Origin of the sequence: Burkholderia sp. CCA53 (assembly GCF_001685525.1) — a bacterium.
In the GTDB taxonomy this organism is placed as follows: domain Bacteria; phylum Pseudomonadota; class Gammaproteobacteria; order Burkholderiales; family Burkholderiaceae; genus Burkholderia; species Burkholderia multivorans.
Map to the genome: position 1 here is coordinate 447041 of NZ_BDDJ01000003.1, position 15607 is coordinate 462647.

A 15607-nucleotide genomic window follows, 5' to 3' on the forward strand; every position below is an offset into this window, starting at 1 on the left:
CGGCATGGCTGGCGCGTGCCGCGCGCACATCGGCGCCTGCGCGCCGCGTCGCGCGACAGGCGCATGCGTCAGCGCGGCAGCGTCCTCAGCGACGACGGCCCGCCCGACAGCGCGATCCGCCGGCCCGTATCGCGCAGCTTGCCGCCCTCGACCGCATAAAGCGCGAGCTGCCGCTCGACGTTGAACTGCACGATCACGTGCCGGCTGTCCGCGGTGAACACGATGCCCTGCGACGCCTCGCCGCCCGGCACTTCGCTCGTCTGCACCGCATGGCCGTCGCGGATTTCGAACAGCAGCACCTTGCCGCGCTTGTGCCGGCCCGGATTGTCGGCCGTCAGGTTCGACCCGTCCATCGCCTGCACGGCGATCCATTTGCCGTCCGGCGAAATCGCGACGCCTTCGGGCAGCGACGGGACGGTCAGATACTGGACGGTGCGAAACGGCACGCGCGACACGTCGATCAGCGCGATCGTGTCCGCATCGCCGGCCAGCGTACCCGTATAGCCGGGCAGCCCCGCGAGCCCGACGTTGCTGACGACGGCCCAGCGGCCGTCGCTCGACACGTCGATCGTGTACGGCGCGACGCCCGTGCTCAAACGTGCCCCGCTGTCGGTCACCTTGCCGTCGTCGACGTTCAGCACCGCGATGCCCTGCTCGTCGCGCAGCGACACGAGCGCATGCTTGCCGTCGTGCGTGAAGCTGATGCCGGCCAGCCGCTTTTTGCCGATCTTCAGATTGCCGTCGAGCGTGACCTGCGTGCCGTCGATGCGCAGGATCGATACGCTGCCGTCGACGTTCGCGACGAGCGCGAGCCGGCCCGAGCGATCGATCGCGATTCCTTGCGGATGGGTGCCGAGATCGATCCGCGCGATGCTCGGCGGCGACGCGCCGAGATTCACGACCTGCACGAACGTGTCGTACACGAGCTGCTTCGCGGCCGTGTCGTAGCGCGTCGGCGCGCCGACGAGCGCGAGCTTCGCGTCGGGCGCGATCGCGACGGCCTGCGGCGGCCCCTGAATGCCGTTCTCGACGTCGACGGTCTGCGCGACCTTCGGCGGAAACGTGCTTGCGTCGAGCAGCGTCAGCGCGTCGGCGGGCGGCGACGGCAGATACGTGTCGCGGCCTTCGACGCGCTGATACTTGCCGTCGTTGCCGGACACGATCCAGTCGGCGGCATGCACGGCGGCGGTAGCGGAGGCCAGCGCGAGCGCGACGAGCGCGCGCGTGCGGCGCAGGCGGAAGGAATGCGTAGGCATGAGCGGTCGGTTCTCCGGGTCGGTGCGGATGCAGGAAACGCGCGACCCGGCGCCATCGCGGGTCGCGCCTTCGCATGATGCACGAAACGAGGCAATGCCGGCGTTCGGCACGTCACCGCGCACGCATGCCGCTTACGCCGCGGGCGCCCATCGATCGATCGCGTCGAGCGGATAGACGGGACGGGCCAGCCGCGCGTAGCGGAACAACGCGTAGTCGGAGCTCGTCACGCCGCGGCTGTCGCATTCGACGAGCGCGGCGGCGATCGGCACGAACACCGGCCGGCAATACATCCGCGACTTCAGCAGCAGGAATCGCGCGCGACGCGGGTCGATCCCGACGCTCTCGAATACGCCGAGATCCCACGGCTCCTGCGTGCGCTCCGAGATCACGAGCGTGGCCGCGCCGATGTCGAACACGGCCGTGCGGCCCATGTACGCGCGCTGGCCCGTATACGTCGGCCCCGTGATCACGTATTCGCCGTCGGTCAGCGCGCGCACGATGCCGGTCGCGACGAACGGCTCGCGCTGCACGCCGCCGTGCGACGGCCGCTTGTTCCCGACCGGCACGGTGACCGTCGCGCCGACACCGGCGGCGATCAGCTGCGCGACGGCGTCCGGGTCGCACAGCGGGCCGCTGACGATGCCGTCGAGCCGCTGCGCGAGCGCTTCCTCGAGCACGTCCATCGTGTCGCACGGGCCGCCCGACATGCAGTTGTCGCCGTGATCGAGCATCAGCACCGGCCGCTGCGCACCGCGCGCGAGCGCCGCCGCCTGCGCGACCGATTCCGCGAGCGGCGCGCTGCGATACACGAATGCGTCGCGCGCCTCCCAGATCTGGCGCGCGATGCGTGCCGCCACTGCGTCGGCCGCGGCGCGGTCGCCGTCGCCGACCACGACGACGCTGATACACGGCGCAGGAATATCGGCGAGCGAGAAGCCGGGCAGCACCGACACGGCGAGCATCCCGTCCGCTTCCGCCGCGCGCGCGGCCTCCACCGCACGCCGCATCGCGCCTTCGGCGCTCGCGCTGCACAGCGTCGAGGTCATCAGCGGCGGCTGGCGCCACGCGAGCACCGGCCGCGCGCGGCCGTGCAGCCGGTCGAACAGCAGGCGCGCCGCATGCTCGCCCGTCTCGTACATGTCGACGTGCGGATAGGTCTTGAAGCTGACGATCACGTCCGCATGATCGATCATCTTCTGCGTGACGTTCGCATGCAGATCGAGCGCGACCGCGATCGGCGCGCCGGGCAGCACCGCGCGCACGCGTTCGAGCAGATCGCCCTCGCCGTCCGCGCTCTGCTCGGCGACCATCGCGCCGTGCAGATCGAGCATCACCGCGTCGCAGCCGGGCGCGGCCGCGACGATCGCCTCGCAGATCGCCGCATACGCGTCGGCCGAGACGGGGCCGCTCGGATTCGCGGCGGCCGACACCGGCGTGACGACGTCGGCGCGCTCGCGCGCGGCGGCGTCGAGAAACGCGGCCATCGCGGTGCGCATGCCGCGGTTTGCGCGCGCCGCGTCGTCGCCCCAGTCGGGGCCGTCGCGGCCGAAGGCCGCAAGCGGCGTCGGCACCGGCGAAAACGTGTTCGTCTCGTGATTCATCCGTGCGATCAGGATCTTCATCGTGTCGCGTCCTCGTTGTCGCGTGCGGCCGGTCCGCGCGCGATCGTCGGTTTCGTTGCGCGGCGACCGGCCGCGCGCGGCATCGTCATGGCCGTCCGCATCGACCGAACGGCGCGCGGCGATCGCGCACGGCGACGCCGCGACGATGCGCGTCGGCGTGCGCGGATCGACATGCCGCTCAAGCGTAGCCGGTCGTGCCCTTCGTTTCCAGATACTCGGCGAGGCCGAATTCCGCATACTCGCGCCCGTTGCCCGATCGCTTGTAGCCGCCGAACGGCGCGGCCGGATTCCACGGCGGATAGTTGATGTGCACGTTGCCGACCCGCAGCCGCGCGGCCACGCGCCGCGCGCGTTCGATATCCTTCGACTGCACGTAGGCGGCGAGCCCGTACACCGAATCGTTCGCGAGCGCGATCGCCTCGTCCTCGGTCCGGTACGTGATGATCGACAGCACGGGCCCGAAGATTTCCTCGCGCGCGATCGTCATGTCGGGCGTCACGTTCGAGAATACCGTCGGCCGCACGTAGAACCCGTCGCCGAGCCCCTCCGGCCGGCCGGGGCCGCCCGCGATCAGCGTCGCGCCTTCGTCGATGCCGAGCCGGATGAACTGCTGGATCCGCTCGAACTGCGTGCGGCTCACGACCGGCCCGATCGTCGTCTCGGGCGAACGCGGATCGCCGACGATCGTGCGCCGCGCCTCGTCGCGCGCGGCCGCTTCGGCGTCGGCCAGCCGATCGACGTGCACCAGCATCCGCGTCGGCGCGTTGCACGACTGGCCGCTGTTGCTGAAGCAGCTGCGCACGCCGCGCGCGACCGCGTCGGCAATGTCCGCATCGGGCAGGATCAGGTTCGGACTCTTGCTGCCGAGCTCCTGATGCACGCGCTTGACGGTATCGGCCGCGGCCTTCGCGACCTCGATGCCTGCGCGCGTCGAGCCCGTGAACGACACCATGTCGACGTCCGGATGCCGCGCAAGCGCATCGCCGACGACGTGTCCGTAGCCGTGCACGAGATTGAACACGCCGGGCGGCACGCCCGCTTCGTCGAGGATCTCCGCGAACAGGATCGCGCTGAACGGCGCGATCTCGCTCGGCTTCAGCACCATCGTGCAGCCGGCCGCAAGCGCAGCTGCCACCTTGCAGACGATCTGGTTGATCGGCCAGTTCCACGGCGTGATCAGCGCGCAGACGCCGATCGGTTCGTGCGAGACGAGCAGCGAATCGGTCTGCGTGGCGAAGCGGAACGATTGCAGCGCGCGGATCGTCTGCTCGAGGTGCGCGGTGCCGACCGCGGCCTGCATCGCACGCGCGAACGCGATCGGGGCGCCCATTTCCTGACTGATCGTCTGCGCGACTTCGTCGTAGCGGCGCCGGTAAATGTCGAGCACGCGCGACAGCAACGCAACGCGCGCGTCGACCGGCCAGCGCGCATACGCATCGAACGCCTGCTTCGCGGCGGCGACCGCGCGATCGACCTCGGCCGTGCCGCCGATGCCGAGCCGCGCATACGGCCTCGCCGTGGCCGGATCGATCACGTCGATCGATCGCTCGTCCGCCGGGTCGAGCCATTGTCCGGCGATGTAGGTTTGTCGGGACGTACGCATCGAATGCTCCTGTGGGTTTGGTGCGTGCGGCTCGTGCGCTCAGCGCGTCGCGCGCGCATACGCGTCGGCGACGACGTCGCGAATCTGCGCGACGAACCATGTAATCTCGTCGCGCGTCATCACGAGCGGCGGCGAGAACTGCACGATCGGCGTGCCTTCGTGATCGACGCCGGCGCGGCACAGCAGCCCCGCATCGAAGATCGCCGGCGCGAGCACGGTCGACACGAAGGTCCGCGCGTCGATGCCGCCGGTCCAGCGGCGTGCCTGCTTGTCCGTCACGAGCTCGAGCGAATAGTGATAGCCGTCGCCGCGCACGTCGCCGACGCACGGCAGCTCGAGCAGCGCATCGAGCGTCGCGCGGAAATACGCGGCGTTGTCGCGCACGTTGTCGAGCACGCGCTCGCGCTCGATGATCGCGAGGTTCGCGAGCGCAGCCGCGCAGGCAACCGGATGGCCGCCGTAGGTCGCGCCGTGCAGGAACATCTGCTGCGGGCCTGCGAGTACCGCGTCGACCACCGCGTCGCTCGCGATCACGCCGCCGAGCGGCACGTAGCCCGATGCGATTCCTTTCGCGAACGTGATGATGTCCGGTTTCAACCCGTAGCGCGTCGAGCCGAAATACTCGCCGACGCGGCCGAACCCGCAGATCACCTCGTCGGCGACGAGCAGCACGCCGTGCCGGTCGCAGATCTCGCGCAGCCCGGCCGTGTAGCCGGCCGGCGGCGTCAGGCTGCCACCCGCGTTCTGCAGCGGTTCGACGACGATCGCCGCGACCGTGTCCGGTCCTTCCTGCACGATCAGCGACTCGATCTCGTCGAGCAGATGACGCGTGAACCGCGCTTCCGTCTCGTCGACCGGACGGCCGTAGCGCTTCGTGTTGCCGACGTGCCGCACGCCCGACATCAGCGGCTCGAAGTGCTTGCGGAACGCCGTCATGCCGTTCAGCGCGAGCGCACCGAACGACGTGCCGTGATACGCGACGCGCCGCGCGATGAACTTGCGCCGCTGCGGCTCGCCGCGCGCCTGGTGATACTGGCGCACGAGCTTGATCGCCGATTCGTTCGACTCCGATCCGCTCGACGTGAAGAACACGCGATTGAGCCCCTCCGGCGCCAAGGTCGCGAGCCGCTCTGCGAGCCGGATCGCCGGTTCGTGCGCGTAGCTCCAGTTCGTCGCGAACGGCAGCCGCGTCATCTGCTCGCGCACCGCGTCGCCGATCTCCGCGCCGTGGCTGTAGCCGACCTGCACGCAGTACAACCCGGCCAGCGCATCGAAGTAGCGCTTGCCGTCGCGATCGACGAGCCAGCATCCTTCGCCGCGGTCGAAGACGGTCAGCGCCGCGTCGCCGTATGCGTCGGCATGCGTGAAGTGCATCAGCAGATGGCGCTTCGCGAGCGCCTGCAGATCGGTATCGGGATTGACGTTCATAGCCTCGTTCCTCCTTATCAGTGCCGGTGCGACGACCGGCCGTTCAATTCATCGTCAGCGTCGGCGCGGGGCGCGTGAAGCCGCGCGTGAGCCAGACGAGCTGACAGAGCCCGACCGCGAGCCACGCGATGCCGACGTAGAACGTCTGGCGCGACAGCCCCGACCACAGCCAGACGTTGAGCGCGAAGCCGATCGCGGGCATCGCGCCGAACCGGATCCAGCCTGCCGCCGTGCGATGTTCAGGCCGCGACAGATAGCTGCGCATCACGCACAGGTTTACGACCGCAAACGCGACGAGCGCGCCGAAGCTGATCATCGTCGACGCGAGATCGAGCGTGATGAACAGCGCGGACAGCGACACGGCGCCGACCGCGAGCGTCGCGCGCACCGGCGTGCGAAGCCTTACATGCAGACGGCCGAACACGCATTCGGGCAGCACGCGGTCGCGTCCCATCGCGAACAGCACGCGCGTGACGCTCGCCTGCCCGGCCATTGCGCTCGCGAAACAGCCGGCCACGTAGACCGCGACGAAAAACGCGGACAGCGCGCCGCCGCCGATATGCCGCATCAGCTCGAGACTCGCCGAATCGAGATCGCGAAACGCGCGCCAGTCCGGAAACGCGGCCTGCCCCGCATACGCGATCAGCATGAACAGCACGCCGCTCGCCAGCGTGCAGAGCAGGATCGCGCGCGGCACCGTGCGCCGCGGCTCGCGCGTTTCCTCGGACAGCGTCGACACCGCGTCGAAGCCGAGAAACGACAGGCAAAGAATCGCGGCGCCGGAGAAGATCGCGTGCGCGTCGTCCGTGGCGGGCAGTGCGAGCGTCGTCGGCAGCGCGTCGCCGCCCGCCACGCGCACGGCTGCAACGAGAAACACGGCGATGAACACGAGCTGGCTCGCGATCAGGATCAGATTCACGCGATTGACGAGCCGGATGCCGATCACGTTCAGCGCCGTGATGAACGCGATGCTCGCGACGATCCAGACGGCGGGCGGCACCGCAGGGACGATCTGCTTCATGTAGATGCCGATCGCGAGATAGCTGATCATCGGGATGAACAGGTAGTCCATCAGCAGCGCCCAGCCGACCATGAAGCCGGCCGACGTGCCGAAATTGCGGCTCGCGAACGTGTACGCGGACCCTGCGCTCGGCATCAGACGCGTCATATGTCCGTAGCTGCGCGCGGTAAACAGCATCGCGACCAGCGTGACCGCGTAGGCGGCGACGAGGTGGCCGTTCGTCTCGCGCGTGACGAGGCCGTACGTCGTGAACACCGTCATCGGCAGCATGTAGGCGAGACCGAAGATCACGAGCGTGAACAGGCCGAGCGGACGCGCGTGCCGCGACGCGAAGGCGTCGCGCGCGTCGGCGTCGGAAGCGGAATCGTCGAACGCGGCGTGCGGCGCGCGTCGAGCGGATGTGCTGTCTGTCATGCTGTCCTCACGTGTATGTCGTCCGTCGTGTCGTGTCGCGCCGCTCGCGGCCGTCGACGGCCCCAGCGCGATGTCGGACAGAGTGTGGTGCGCCAAAAACGCGAGGACGAATGACAAATGCGGACGTAATCGAGGGATATTTCCGGACAGGCAGGCATGCGCGGCCGCGCCGGCGCGCGACGCATGCGACGCCTCTGGCGCCGCGCGCACATACCGGCTATGTTCTACGCGATCCCGTCGCCGCCTCATTGCCATGGACAGCCGGTCTCACCGACATCAAAGCAGCGCCGAACGCAGCCTGCGTTCGTCTTCCGATCTCGCGCGTCCGGCCGGACGCCAGGAAGACATTCCCGCGACCGTCCACGCGATCGCGGTCGCGCTCGACGAATGCCGCGTCAGACACATCGACAGTGCCGCGCTGCTCGAAGGCACGGGGCTCGGCGCCGACGAGGTCGCGTCGCCTAACCTGTACGTGAACCGCGCGCAGGAGCAGCGCTGCTTCCGCAATCTGCTGCGATGCAGCGGCGTGCCGTCGATCGGGCTGTGGATCGGCGCGCGGCTGCACGTGTCGACGCTGGGCCTTGCCGGCTACGCGATGCTGATCAGCGGCTCGGTGATGCAGGCGTTTCGCTGCATGAGCCAGTTTCCGCTGTTCATGGGGCTGTACTTCGACGTGCGCGTGCACGCGCATGCGGACGGCATGACGGTGACGATCGAGCGCTACAACGGCGAGCCCGATCTCGAGGTGTTCCAGACCGACATGTGCCTGTCGAGCCTGCGGCTGATCGTGTCCGATCTCGTCGGCAAGCCGGTCTGGCCCAACCAGTTGCTGCTCGCGCGCCGCACGCCGCGCCATGCGGCCGATTACGTGCGGCATTTCGGCTGCAAGGCGGTTTTCAATGCGGGCGAGAACAGTCTCGTGTTTACTGCCGTGAACGGCACGGAAACGCCGCGGCTCGCGAACGAGGTCAGCTTCAATGCGCTGCACGGCCAGTGCGAGGCGCTCGAGCGGCAATGGGCCGCGTCGGTCGGCACGCGCTTCGCCGATCGCGCGAAGGCGCTGATGACGCGCGACCTGTCGCGCTTCAAGTCGATGACGTCGCTCGCCGATGCGCTGCACATGACGGAGCGCACGCTGCGCCGGCGGCTCGAGAAGGACGGCGTCACGTTCCAGTCGCTGCTGGACACCGTGCGTCATGAAGAGGCGGTGCGGCTGCTCGGCGACGACGCGCTGACGGTCGCGGCAGTCGCCGAGCACCTCGGATACAGCGAGCCGCGCAGCTTCCGTCATGCGTACCGGCGCTGGACCGGCCGCGCGCCGCGCGACAGCCTCGACGGCGATGCGTGACAATCGTGTGCGTTGAGATCTGCTGCGCAAACGGGCACGACATGCGGAAACGGACAATCGGCGGGCGATCCGATCCGGTGGCCGTCAGCGAAGACGCCATCGCCCGCCAATGCGATTCCACAACGCTAGAACGTATAAGCCAGGTCGAGATGCGTCACGAGCGGATTCACCTTGATGCGCATTTTTGTCACGATATCGACACCCGTTGCGGTGGTGGCATGCGTCGTCAACGTGGTCGACAACGGGATATAGGACAGCGACGCGTTGATCGACCAATGCTTGCCGAGTGCATAGTTCGCGCCAAGCTCGAACGTCGGGTTCCACGAAGCGCTCAACGATGCACGGGTCGAACAGCCCGGTCCGCACGTCGCGTTACGGAACGCGTCATTGACGATGCGCGTGTCCGAATACCACGTGTAGTTGACGCCCAGCCCGACGAACGGCCTGAACTTCGCGTCGGCCGCAAGTAAGTGATATCTCACTTCGAGGACGGGCGCCAGCGGTTTCGTCTTGCCGATCACCCCGAACGAGGCCAACGCATTGTTACCGATCAGGTCGGTCGTAAATGGCGTGCCAGCCAGGAACGCGACGCCGATACTGTCGGTCACGAAGTACTCCGCCATCAGGCTCGCGGCGTCCGCCGCACCGGCATGCGCGCCCGTCCCGCTCTGTTGCCGATTGACCGGCGCTCCCGCGATACTGTCGACGACAATCGGATCTGCATGCCCCTGCGGCATGACGTGCAGCCAGCCGACGCCTAATTGCATACTGCCGCTCGATTGCGCGTTCGCGCGGCCGGCAATCGATGCGGTACACACGAGTACCGCGATGCCGGACAATCCTAATTTCTTCGTGAATTTCATCCCGTCTCCTTCCATTGGCGAATCGACCTGTGTGCGGCATGGCCCTGTCCGATCTCCGCTGCCGGTGCTGTTTGGCCTTTCTCTCGTTCCAACATGTCACGCGCTATATTTCCGTCCACCTCCCGTATACATTTGAACTACTAAATTAAGCAGGCCGGTAACGAATCGATTCAATCGACGATCTGCATCCCTTAACGAAATATCGAAACGCCGCCGGTGCATGCGGTTCGGCGGCTTCAGCCTTCAGTCAGCCGTTGCGAGCGCGCGCGTCGGTTCTATCGAGTCCGCGCACGCTCGTCCCGTCCGTCTTCACCGTCCGCATCGACCGGCGCCTGCGCTGTCGTATCGATCGTGAAAGCGAACGGAAAACGTCCAAGAACCGCACTCGCGTGGGTGTGCAGTGCAGGGTCAGTCAGTGCGACCTGGGCCGACACACCGCGCGATGCATCGTTTTCGACCGTGACGCGCGCATGCGGCATACCGGCTTCGTGGAGTGCCGAGCGAAGCGCGTCGGCCGTTTCCCGGCGCTTCAACTCCGGCTTGAATATCTTCCCGACGGCCGTCAATGGCATCGCGTCCACGATGCGGATCTGCTTCGGCAGAGCGGCGCGCTCGCCGATCTGCCCGCGCACGAATTCCGCGAGATCGTCCTCGGTCGCATGCGCGCCCGCCTTCAGCTGGACATACGCGACCGGCAACTCGCCGGCATGCGCGTCGGGTCGACCGATGGCTGCCGCGATCTGCACCGCAGGATGACGATGTAGCGGCTCCTCGATCGTTGCCGGATCGATGTTGTGGCCGCCCCGGATAATCAGGTCCTTTTTGCGGCCGGTGAGGCGGAAGTAACCGTCTTCGTCGCAGCATCCGAGGTCGCCCGTATTCAGCCAGCGGCGACCGTCGCCCAGTTCCAGCCAGAGATCCCGGTTCTGCTCCGGCTGGACATAGCCGGCAAAGACGTTCGGACCGGCGATCACGAGCAGGCCGATTTCGTCCGCGACGCAATCGCGGATGTATCGGCCGCCGTCGTCGACGACCACCGCCTTCATCAGCTGCCCCGGGACACGTAGCCCGATCGAGCCGAGGCGGCGCTCGCCGAACGGCGGGTTGACGCTGCTCACACACGTGCCTTCGGTGAGTCCGTAGCCTTCGAGAATCCGGATGCCGGTTCGCTCCTGGAACGTTCGAAACACTTCGACCGGCATCGGCGCCGCGCCGCACAGCCCGTATTCGAGCGAACCGACGTTCCTCTCGCCGATCGGTACGTCGAGCAGTGACGCATAGAGCGTCGGCACGCCGCTGAAGAAGTTGATGCGATGGTGCTCGACCAGCTCCCAGAAGCGCTTGACGACGCCGTCGCCGCGATAGCCTTGCGGTGTGCCCAGCACGACGTGGGCGCCGCGCGAAAACGGCACGAGCCCGGTTGCCAGGACCGCATTGACGTGGAATAGCGGCAGGCCGCAGAAGATCGTCTTGCCGGGGCCGATGCCCGCGCCGAAAAACTGTCCGACGCTCCACGCGTTGGCCACTTCGTTGCCGTGGCGGCGCATAGCGATCTTCGGCAGGCCGGTCGTGCCGCCTGTACAGAAGAACGACGAAAGATCGTCGGGATCGAAGCGGCGGTCGCTGTCGAGCGCCGCCCCCGACTCACGCGCGATCGCGCGGCCGAAATCGTGAAGTCCGATGCGCGCGGGCACCGCACTTCGCACCCCGCCCCGGCCGTGCAACCTGACGCATTCCCGCCACTGCAACAGCCGTGCGACGAATCGCTTCGGCATGCGCACGCGATCGGCAGGATTCACCAGCACCAGATGTCGCAGCGTGCCGACCCGGTTGAGCACCGACTGCACCTTCGGCCACAGATCGGTGCCGGGAAACGGCGCGAGCGTCACCAGGACTTCCACCTTCGCCGCGTTCAGCAATTCGGCAATGGCGGCCGATTCCAGCAGCGGATTGATCGCGCAGACGATGCCTGCCGCCTCGCCGCCCCAGATCACGAAATGCGTTTCGGGCAGGTTCGGCAGGATATAGGCGATCACCGTGTCTCGACGCACGCCGACGCGCGTGAAGAAATTCGCGGTACGCGTGATGTCGCGGACCAGTTCGCGATAGCTCCAGCGCACCGCGTGCCGATGATCGTCGACATGCAGGAAGAACGACAGTGCAGGCGCCGACGGATCGAGCGCGGCGCCGCGGCAAATCATTTCGTATGTGCTTGCCGGCAAATCCGCCGACGGGCCGTTCGCTTCGATCGCAGCGACGTCCGCTTGAGTGGAGATTCCGTTCATGCGCGTTCGTCCACGATGCGATTGCGTTGCACGCCGAGATCGATCCGCCCGTCCGCGCTGGCGATGCGTGCCTCGACGATGTCGCCGGGCCGCAGATACTGGCTTCTTCCCGCCTGGATTTTCATGAACATGCGCCATTTGGCGGCCTCGGGCAGCAACGCCGCGATGCGCTGCTTCGCCGGCGACGGAACGCTCAGCGCGCAGCCGGAGGGCGTACCGGTCGCAATCAGGTCGCCCGCATGCAGGTCGTGCACCGCCGACAGTTCGGCGAGCGTCTCGGCCGGCCCGTAGACGAGATTGGCCGTCGAATCCTTCTGCCGCACCTGTCCGTTGACCGTAAGCGTCAGGTCGAGTCCGCGCAGCGCCGCCATGTCGCTCGCCTCCAGCATGCACAGATAAGGGCCGACCGGCCCAAACGTCCGGTAGCTCTTGCCTTTGTAGAACTGCATCTGAGGGATCTGCACGTCGCGGGCCGAGTAGTCGTTCACGATGACGATGCCGGCGATGTATTCATGCAGATTTGCATCGGTGACCGTCTGGCGAGTGGAGATATCGCGCTTCATCACCAGCCCGAGCTCGATCTCGTAGTCGAGAAATCGCACATGCCGTGGCCGCACGACGTGCGAATCGGCGGCCACGACGCAACTGGCCGCCTTCGTGAAGATCATGTTGAAGGTCTTCGCGTCCGGATCCATGCCGGATTCGATCATGTGCTGGCGATAGTTGGCGCCCTGACACACGAATTGCTGATTGCGCGTGACGGGCGACAGCCACGTCACCTCCGATTCCGGTAGGGTCGGCCCGGACAGCGCGGCCAGTTCCTCGATCCGGTTCGCGCGCACGAAATCGGCCGTCGTCTCGAACTCGCCCGGGATCGGCGTGATCGCCCCCTGCCTGATCACGCCCCACCGGGCGCGTCCTCGATGCTGGTAATGCAGAACATGCAGTGACATGAATGTGCCTCAGGATAGCTGAACGAATGGGCGCCGCGTCATGCGAACAGCCTGGCGAGCGTCTTCAGTTTGCCGACCGTGACATCCGGACTGCGCCGCAGGCTGCGGATGAGCGCGGCAACGCTGGTCAACGTGAATTTGGGTTTCGTGAAGCTGCGCGGCATCGCCTGCCCCCACTGGGACATCGCTTCGCGACTGACCGCATGCACGCCCATTGGCACGTCGGCTGTGAACAGGTCGCCGTCGCAGTAATGCTCGTGCTTGTCGGCCCACGGGTCCTGCCAGTAATCGAAGATCTGGCTGCCGAGGATGTGCCGTCCGATACCCCATGCATGCGTCCAGCCCTGATCGCGCAATACGCGTTGGCCCATGCCGACCGCATCGGTATCCACGACCTCGTAGGCGCTATGGCTGTAGAGCGGTGCAAAGCCCTGGGCCAGCGCGAGCGTGTGATGGTCGGCCGGGACAGCACCGAGATCGAGACGCAGGAACGCCACGGCGGGCGAACCGTCCGGCAGCACCTGCACGTCGCTCGGGATGAACCCGAAATGCTGCGTGTACCACGCGCAAGTTTGCTGGAAATCGGCCAGCTCCAGCACGACGTGGCCGAGCTTGATCACCTCCGGCGGACCCTGCGGCGGGCGTTGCGTGTCGTTGATGCGGGAGGCGCCGTCGATGGTGTTGAGCGGCAAAGGATGCCGATGCGGCAGCGGGGCGGCCATCGCCTGGCCGCACACCGCATCGACGCGGAAACCGGACGGATCGACGAGACGCACACGACGGCCGCCGCCCGGCCAGTCCAGCGCCTCGACATCGGATGCGCCGGGCACGCGCGTCAGCGCATGCAGATCCTCGATCCGATTCACGCGCAGGCCGAAGCCGACAAAGCGCGCTTTGGACGCCTTTCGGACGACATAGCAAAACGGCGCGGGCCCGGCGCCGCGCAGGAACATTTGCTCACTATCGCGCGAAACGGTACGAAGTCCGAAGTCGTTCAGAAATTGCTCTGCCCTGGCAAGATCGGGGCGATCGAAAATCAGGTACGCCAGCGCGGATGCTTTCGTTGTCGGCCGCGCATGGCGAGCCGGTTGCGGTGTGGTCAGTTGCATGTCGAAGGCCTCAGACGGGAGATTGAACAGGTTCGGTGACGGAGGACGTTGTGCCGATCGGCATTCCGAGCAGGGCCAGACTCTCGGCAACCAGACGGTTGGCTTCGCTCGCCGGCCCGTCGTGAACGATCACCCGGTCGGGCCGGACCACCGCGGCCCACCCCAGCGGCACGGCGCGAGGCAGGAACACGCCCTCGAGATCCTCCCAGCTGCCGCTCGCCGCAAGATGCAGCCGCTGCCCGCGATGCGCGATCTGGACGACCGTTCCGCCGACGGCGGCAAAGGCCGCGGCCGTCCCGCTGTCGAGCGCCGCGGCGGCGTCGCGGCCGAACCCGATCAACGTGAGGCCGGCGCCCTGTACATCGTCGCTCAGGCAGGTCCGGCCATCGGTTCCGCGCACCCAGCCCTGCGGCAGCACCGCCCCGCGCACCAGTCCGGACCTGGTGCGGCCCGGGACGAACAGCCCGCGCCGGCATGCGTTGGCCGGCTTGATCTCCAGTTCTTCGAAATAGGCGCGCCACTTCGGCACGAGCCGGGTGGCGCGCATCAGGCCGTGCGTAAGCAATGCGACTCCGGCGTTACGCGGCATCACCAGCCGCCCCATGAGCTTCGCAAACCGGATCATCGCTTTCACGTGAGGCCGCCGTTCCTGGTCGTAAGTGGCGAGAATTCTCGGCGCTGCGCGCCCGTGGATCACCGACGCGAGCTTCCAGCACAGATTGGCGGCGTCGCGCAGCCCCGCGACCAGCCCTTGCCCGACAAAGGGCGGCGTAATATGCGCCGCGTCCCCCGCCAGAAAGACACGTCCCTGGCTGAACGCATTCACGGTCCGCGCGTGAAAGCGGTAGACCGCCTTGCGCTCGATCACCATGTCGTCGACGTTGCCCCACGGCGCAAGCAGTTCGCGAATGCGCGCGTCGGATTCCATCTCCTCGCGCGTTTCGCCGGGGCGCAGCATGAATTCCCAGCGCTCGCGCGCGCCGGGGGCCACCATGTGCGGCGTCGGCCGCCGGTGATCGCAAATGAATTCGACATGGTCGATCGGGCGGGGGACGTTGCGCGCGTCCACGATGAGCCAGTCCTCCATGAAGGTCTTGCCCTTGAACTCCTGCCCGATCAATTGACGGACGAGCGAACTCGCGCCGTCGGCGCCGATCACGTAACCGGCCCGGACGGTGTGGGTCCGTCCCTGCCCGAGATCCAGCGTTGCCGCGACCGCGTCGTGCCCGGCTTCGATGCCGAGCAGCGACACGCCGAGCGCCGTTTGCGCGCACGCGTATCGCTGCAGGCGGCGCCGCAGACAGCGTTCGAGGGTCGGCTGATAGAACGTCACGAGCTTGGGATGCCCGTCGATGCTGCCGAGCGTCTCGGCCTTGCCGAACTCTCCCAGCAGCGGCGAGTGCATCCGCACACATGGGATCGCCACGGTTTCCAGTTCGTGCTCCGTCATACCGATGAGTTGCAGGATGCGCAACGCTTCGTTATCGAGGGCGATCGCCCGGGGCGCCATATAGATGTCGGTCGCCTTGTCGATGACGAGCACGTTCACGCCGTCGCGCGCGAGCAGATTGGCTGCCGCCGCGCCGACCGGCCCGAAGCCGACGACGAGTACATCGACGCTCGACGGCAGCGCGTCGACGCTCTCCCGGTCACGACCGGGCGGCGCGTCGACGCGGCCATTCATCTGCACATTTGTCTCCACAT

At 67.3% G+C, this 15607-nt stretch carries 11 protein-coding genes; 1 reads left to right on the top strand and 10 read right to left on the bottom strand.

Annotated features, from left to right (window positions below; genetic code table 11):
* Window positions 1-68: 68 nt before the first annotated feature.
* The 5 genes from BCR55_RS28670 to BCR55_RS28690 all read right to left on the bottom strand — a co-directional run bounded on the left by BCR55_RS28670 (window position 69) and on the right by BCR55_RS28690 (window position 7345).
* Entirely contained in the window at window positions 69-1256 is a 1188-nt protein-coding gene (locus tag BCR55_RS28670; protein WP_065497217.1) for a beta-propeller fold lactonase family protein, read from the bottom strand.
* Between the two features lie 132 nt (window positions 1257-1388).
* Window positions 1389-2879, bottom strand: a complete 1491-nt coding sequence (locus BCR55_RS28675) for a M81 family metallopeptidase (protein ID WP_065497222.1) — start codon at window positions 2877-2879, stop codon at window positions 1389-1391.
* Window positions 2880-3057: 178 nt separating this feature from the next.
* On the bottom strand, window positions 3058-4482 hold the full coding sequence (locus BCR55_RS28680; RefSeq protein ID WP_053299070.1) for an aldehyde dehydrogenase family protein: 1425 nt from the start codon (window positions 4480-4482) through the stop codon (window positions 3058-3060).
* 39 nt (window positions 4483-4521) lie between these two features.
* On the bottom strand, window positions 4522-5910 hold the full coding sequence (locus BCR55_RS28685) for an aspartate aminotransferase family protein (RefSeq protein ID WP_065497110.1): 1389 nt from the start codon (window positions 5908-5910) through the stop codon (window positions 4522-4524).
* A 43-nt stretch (window positions 5911-5953) separates the two neighbouring features.
* A complete protein-coding gene (locus BCR55_RS28690) occupies window positions 5954-7345 on the bottom strand; it encodes an APC family permease (RefSeq protein WP_065497114.1) in 1392 nt (463 codons plus the stop codon).
* Window positions 7346-7598: 253 nt separating this feature from the next.
* Between BCR55_RS28690 and BCR55_RS28695 the strand changes: the two genes are divergently transcribed.
* Window positions 7599-8693: an AraC family transcriptional regulator gene (locus tag BCR55_RS28695; RefSeq protein WP_065497116.1), complete on the top strand. Its 1095-nt coding sequence runs from the start codon at window positions 7599-7601 to the stop codon at window positions 8691-8693.
* Window positions 8694-8818: 125 nt separating this feature from the next.
* Here BCR55_RS28695 and BCR55_RS28700 read toward each other — a convergent pair whose 3' ends face one another.
* The 5 genes from BCR55_RS28700 to BCR55_RS28720 form a co-directional block, all read right to left on the bottom strand.
* Window positions 8819-9556 (bottom strand): OmpW family protein, encoded by a 738-nt coding sequence (locus BCR55_RS28700; RefSeq protein ID WP_053299073.1) that lies wholly within the window; start codon window positions 9554-9556, stop codon window positions 8819-8821.
* A 275-nt stretch (window positions 9557-9831) separates the two neighbouring features.
* Window positions 9832-11841, bottom strand: a complete 2010-nt coding sequence (locus BCR55_RS28705) for an acyl-CoA synthetase (RefSeq protein WP_065497118.1) — start codon at window positions 11839-11841, stop codon at window positions 9832-9834.
* Window positions 11838-12794 (bottom strand): fumarylacetoacetate hydrolase family protein, encoded by a 957-nt coding sequence (locus tag BCR55_RS28710; RefSeq protein WP_006405356.1) that lies wholly within the window; start codon window positions 12792-12794, stop codon window positions 11838-11840. The genes BCR55_RS28705 and BCR55_RS28710 overlap by 4 nt, the downstream gene beginning before the upstream one ends.
* A gap of 38 nt (window positions 12795-12832) precedes the next feature.
* Window positions 12833-13903: a VOC family protein gene (locus tag BCR55_RS28715; RefSeq protein ID WP_006405357.1), complete on the bottom strand. Its 1071-nt coding sequence runs from the start codon at window positions 13901-13903 to the stop codon at window positions 12833-12835.
* 10 nt (window positions 13904-13913) lie between these two features.
* The gene (locus BCR55_RS28720; protein WP_065497119.1) at window positions 13914-15587 is read right to left on the bottom strand and encodes a bifunctional 3-(3-hydroxy-phenyl)propionate/3-hydroxycinnamic acid hydroxylase; all 1674 of its coding nucleotides are present in this window, start codon (window positions 15585-15587) and stop codon (window positions 13914-13916) included.
* Between the last annotated feature and the right edge of the window lie 20 nt (window positions 15588-15607).

Excerpts from the sequence above, each read along its gene's own strand:
- BCR55_RS28670 (WP_065497217.1), bottom strand. The coding sequence starts at position 1,256 with ATGCCTACGCATTCCTTCCGCCTGCGCCGCACGCGCGCGCTCGTCGCG.
- BCR55_RS28675 (WP_065497222.1), bottom strand. The coding sequence starts at position 2,879 with ATGAAGATCCTGATCGCACGGATGAATCACGAGACGAACACGTTTTCG.
- BCR55_RS28680 (WP_053299070.1), bottom strand. The coding sequence starts at position 4,482 with ATGCGTACGTCCCGACAAACCTACATCGCCGGACAATGGCTCGACCCG.
- BCR55_RS28685 (WP_065497110.1), bottom strand. The coding sequence starts at position 5,910 with ATGAACGTCAATCCCGATACCGATCTGCAGGCGCTCGCGAAGCGCCAT.
- BCR55_RS28690 (WP_065497114.1), bottom strand. The coding sequence starts at position 7,345 with ATGACAGACAGCACATCCGCTCGACGCGCGCCGCACGCCGCGTTCGAC.
- BCR55_RS28695 (WP_065497116.1), top strand. The coding sequence starts at position 7,599 with ATGGACAGCCGGTCTCACCGACATCAAAGCAGCGCCGAACGCAGCCTG.
- BCR55_RS28700 (WP_053299073.1), bottom strand. The coding sequence starts at position 9,556 with ATGAAATTCACGAAGAAATTAGGATTGTCCGGCATCGCGGTACTCGTG.
- BCR55_RS28705 (WP_065497118.1), bottom strand. The coding sequence starts at position 11,841 with ATGAACGGAATCTCCACTCAAGCGGACGTCGCTGCGATCGAAGCGAAC.
- BCR55_RS28710 (WP_006405356.1), bottom strand. The coding sequence starts at position 12,794 with ATGTCACTGCATGTTCTGCATTACCAGCATCGAGGACGCGCCCGGTGG.
- BCR55_RS28715 (WP_006405357.1), bottom strand. The coding sequence starts at position 13,903 with ATGCAACTGACCACACCGCAACCGGCTCGCCATGCGCGGCCGACAACG.
- BCR55_RS28720 (WP_065497119.1), bottom strand. The coding sequence starts at position 15,587 with ATGAATGGCCGCGTCGACGCGCCGCCCGGTCGTGACCGGGAGAGCGTC.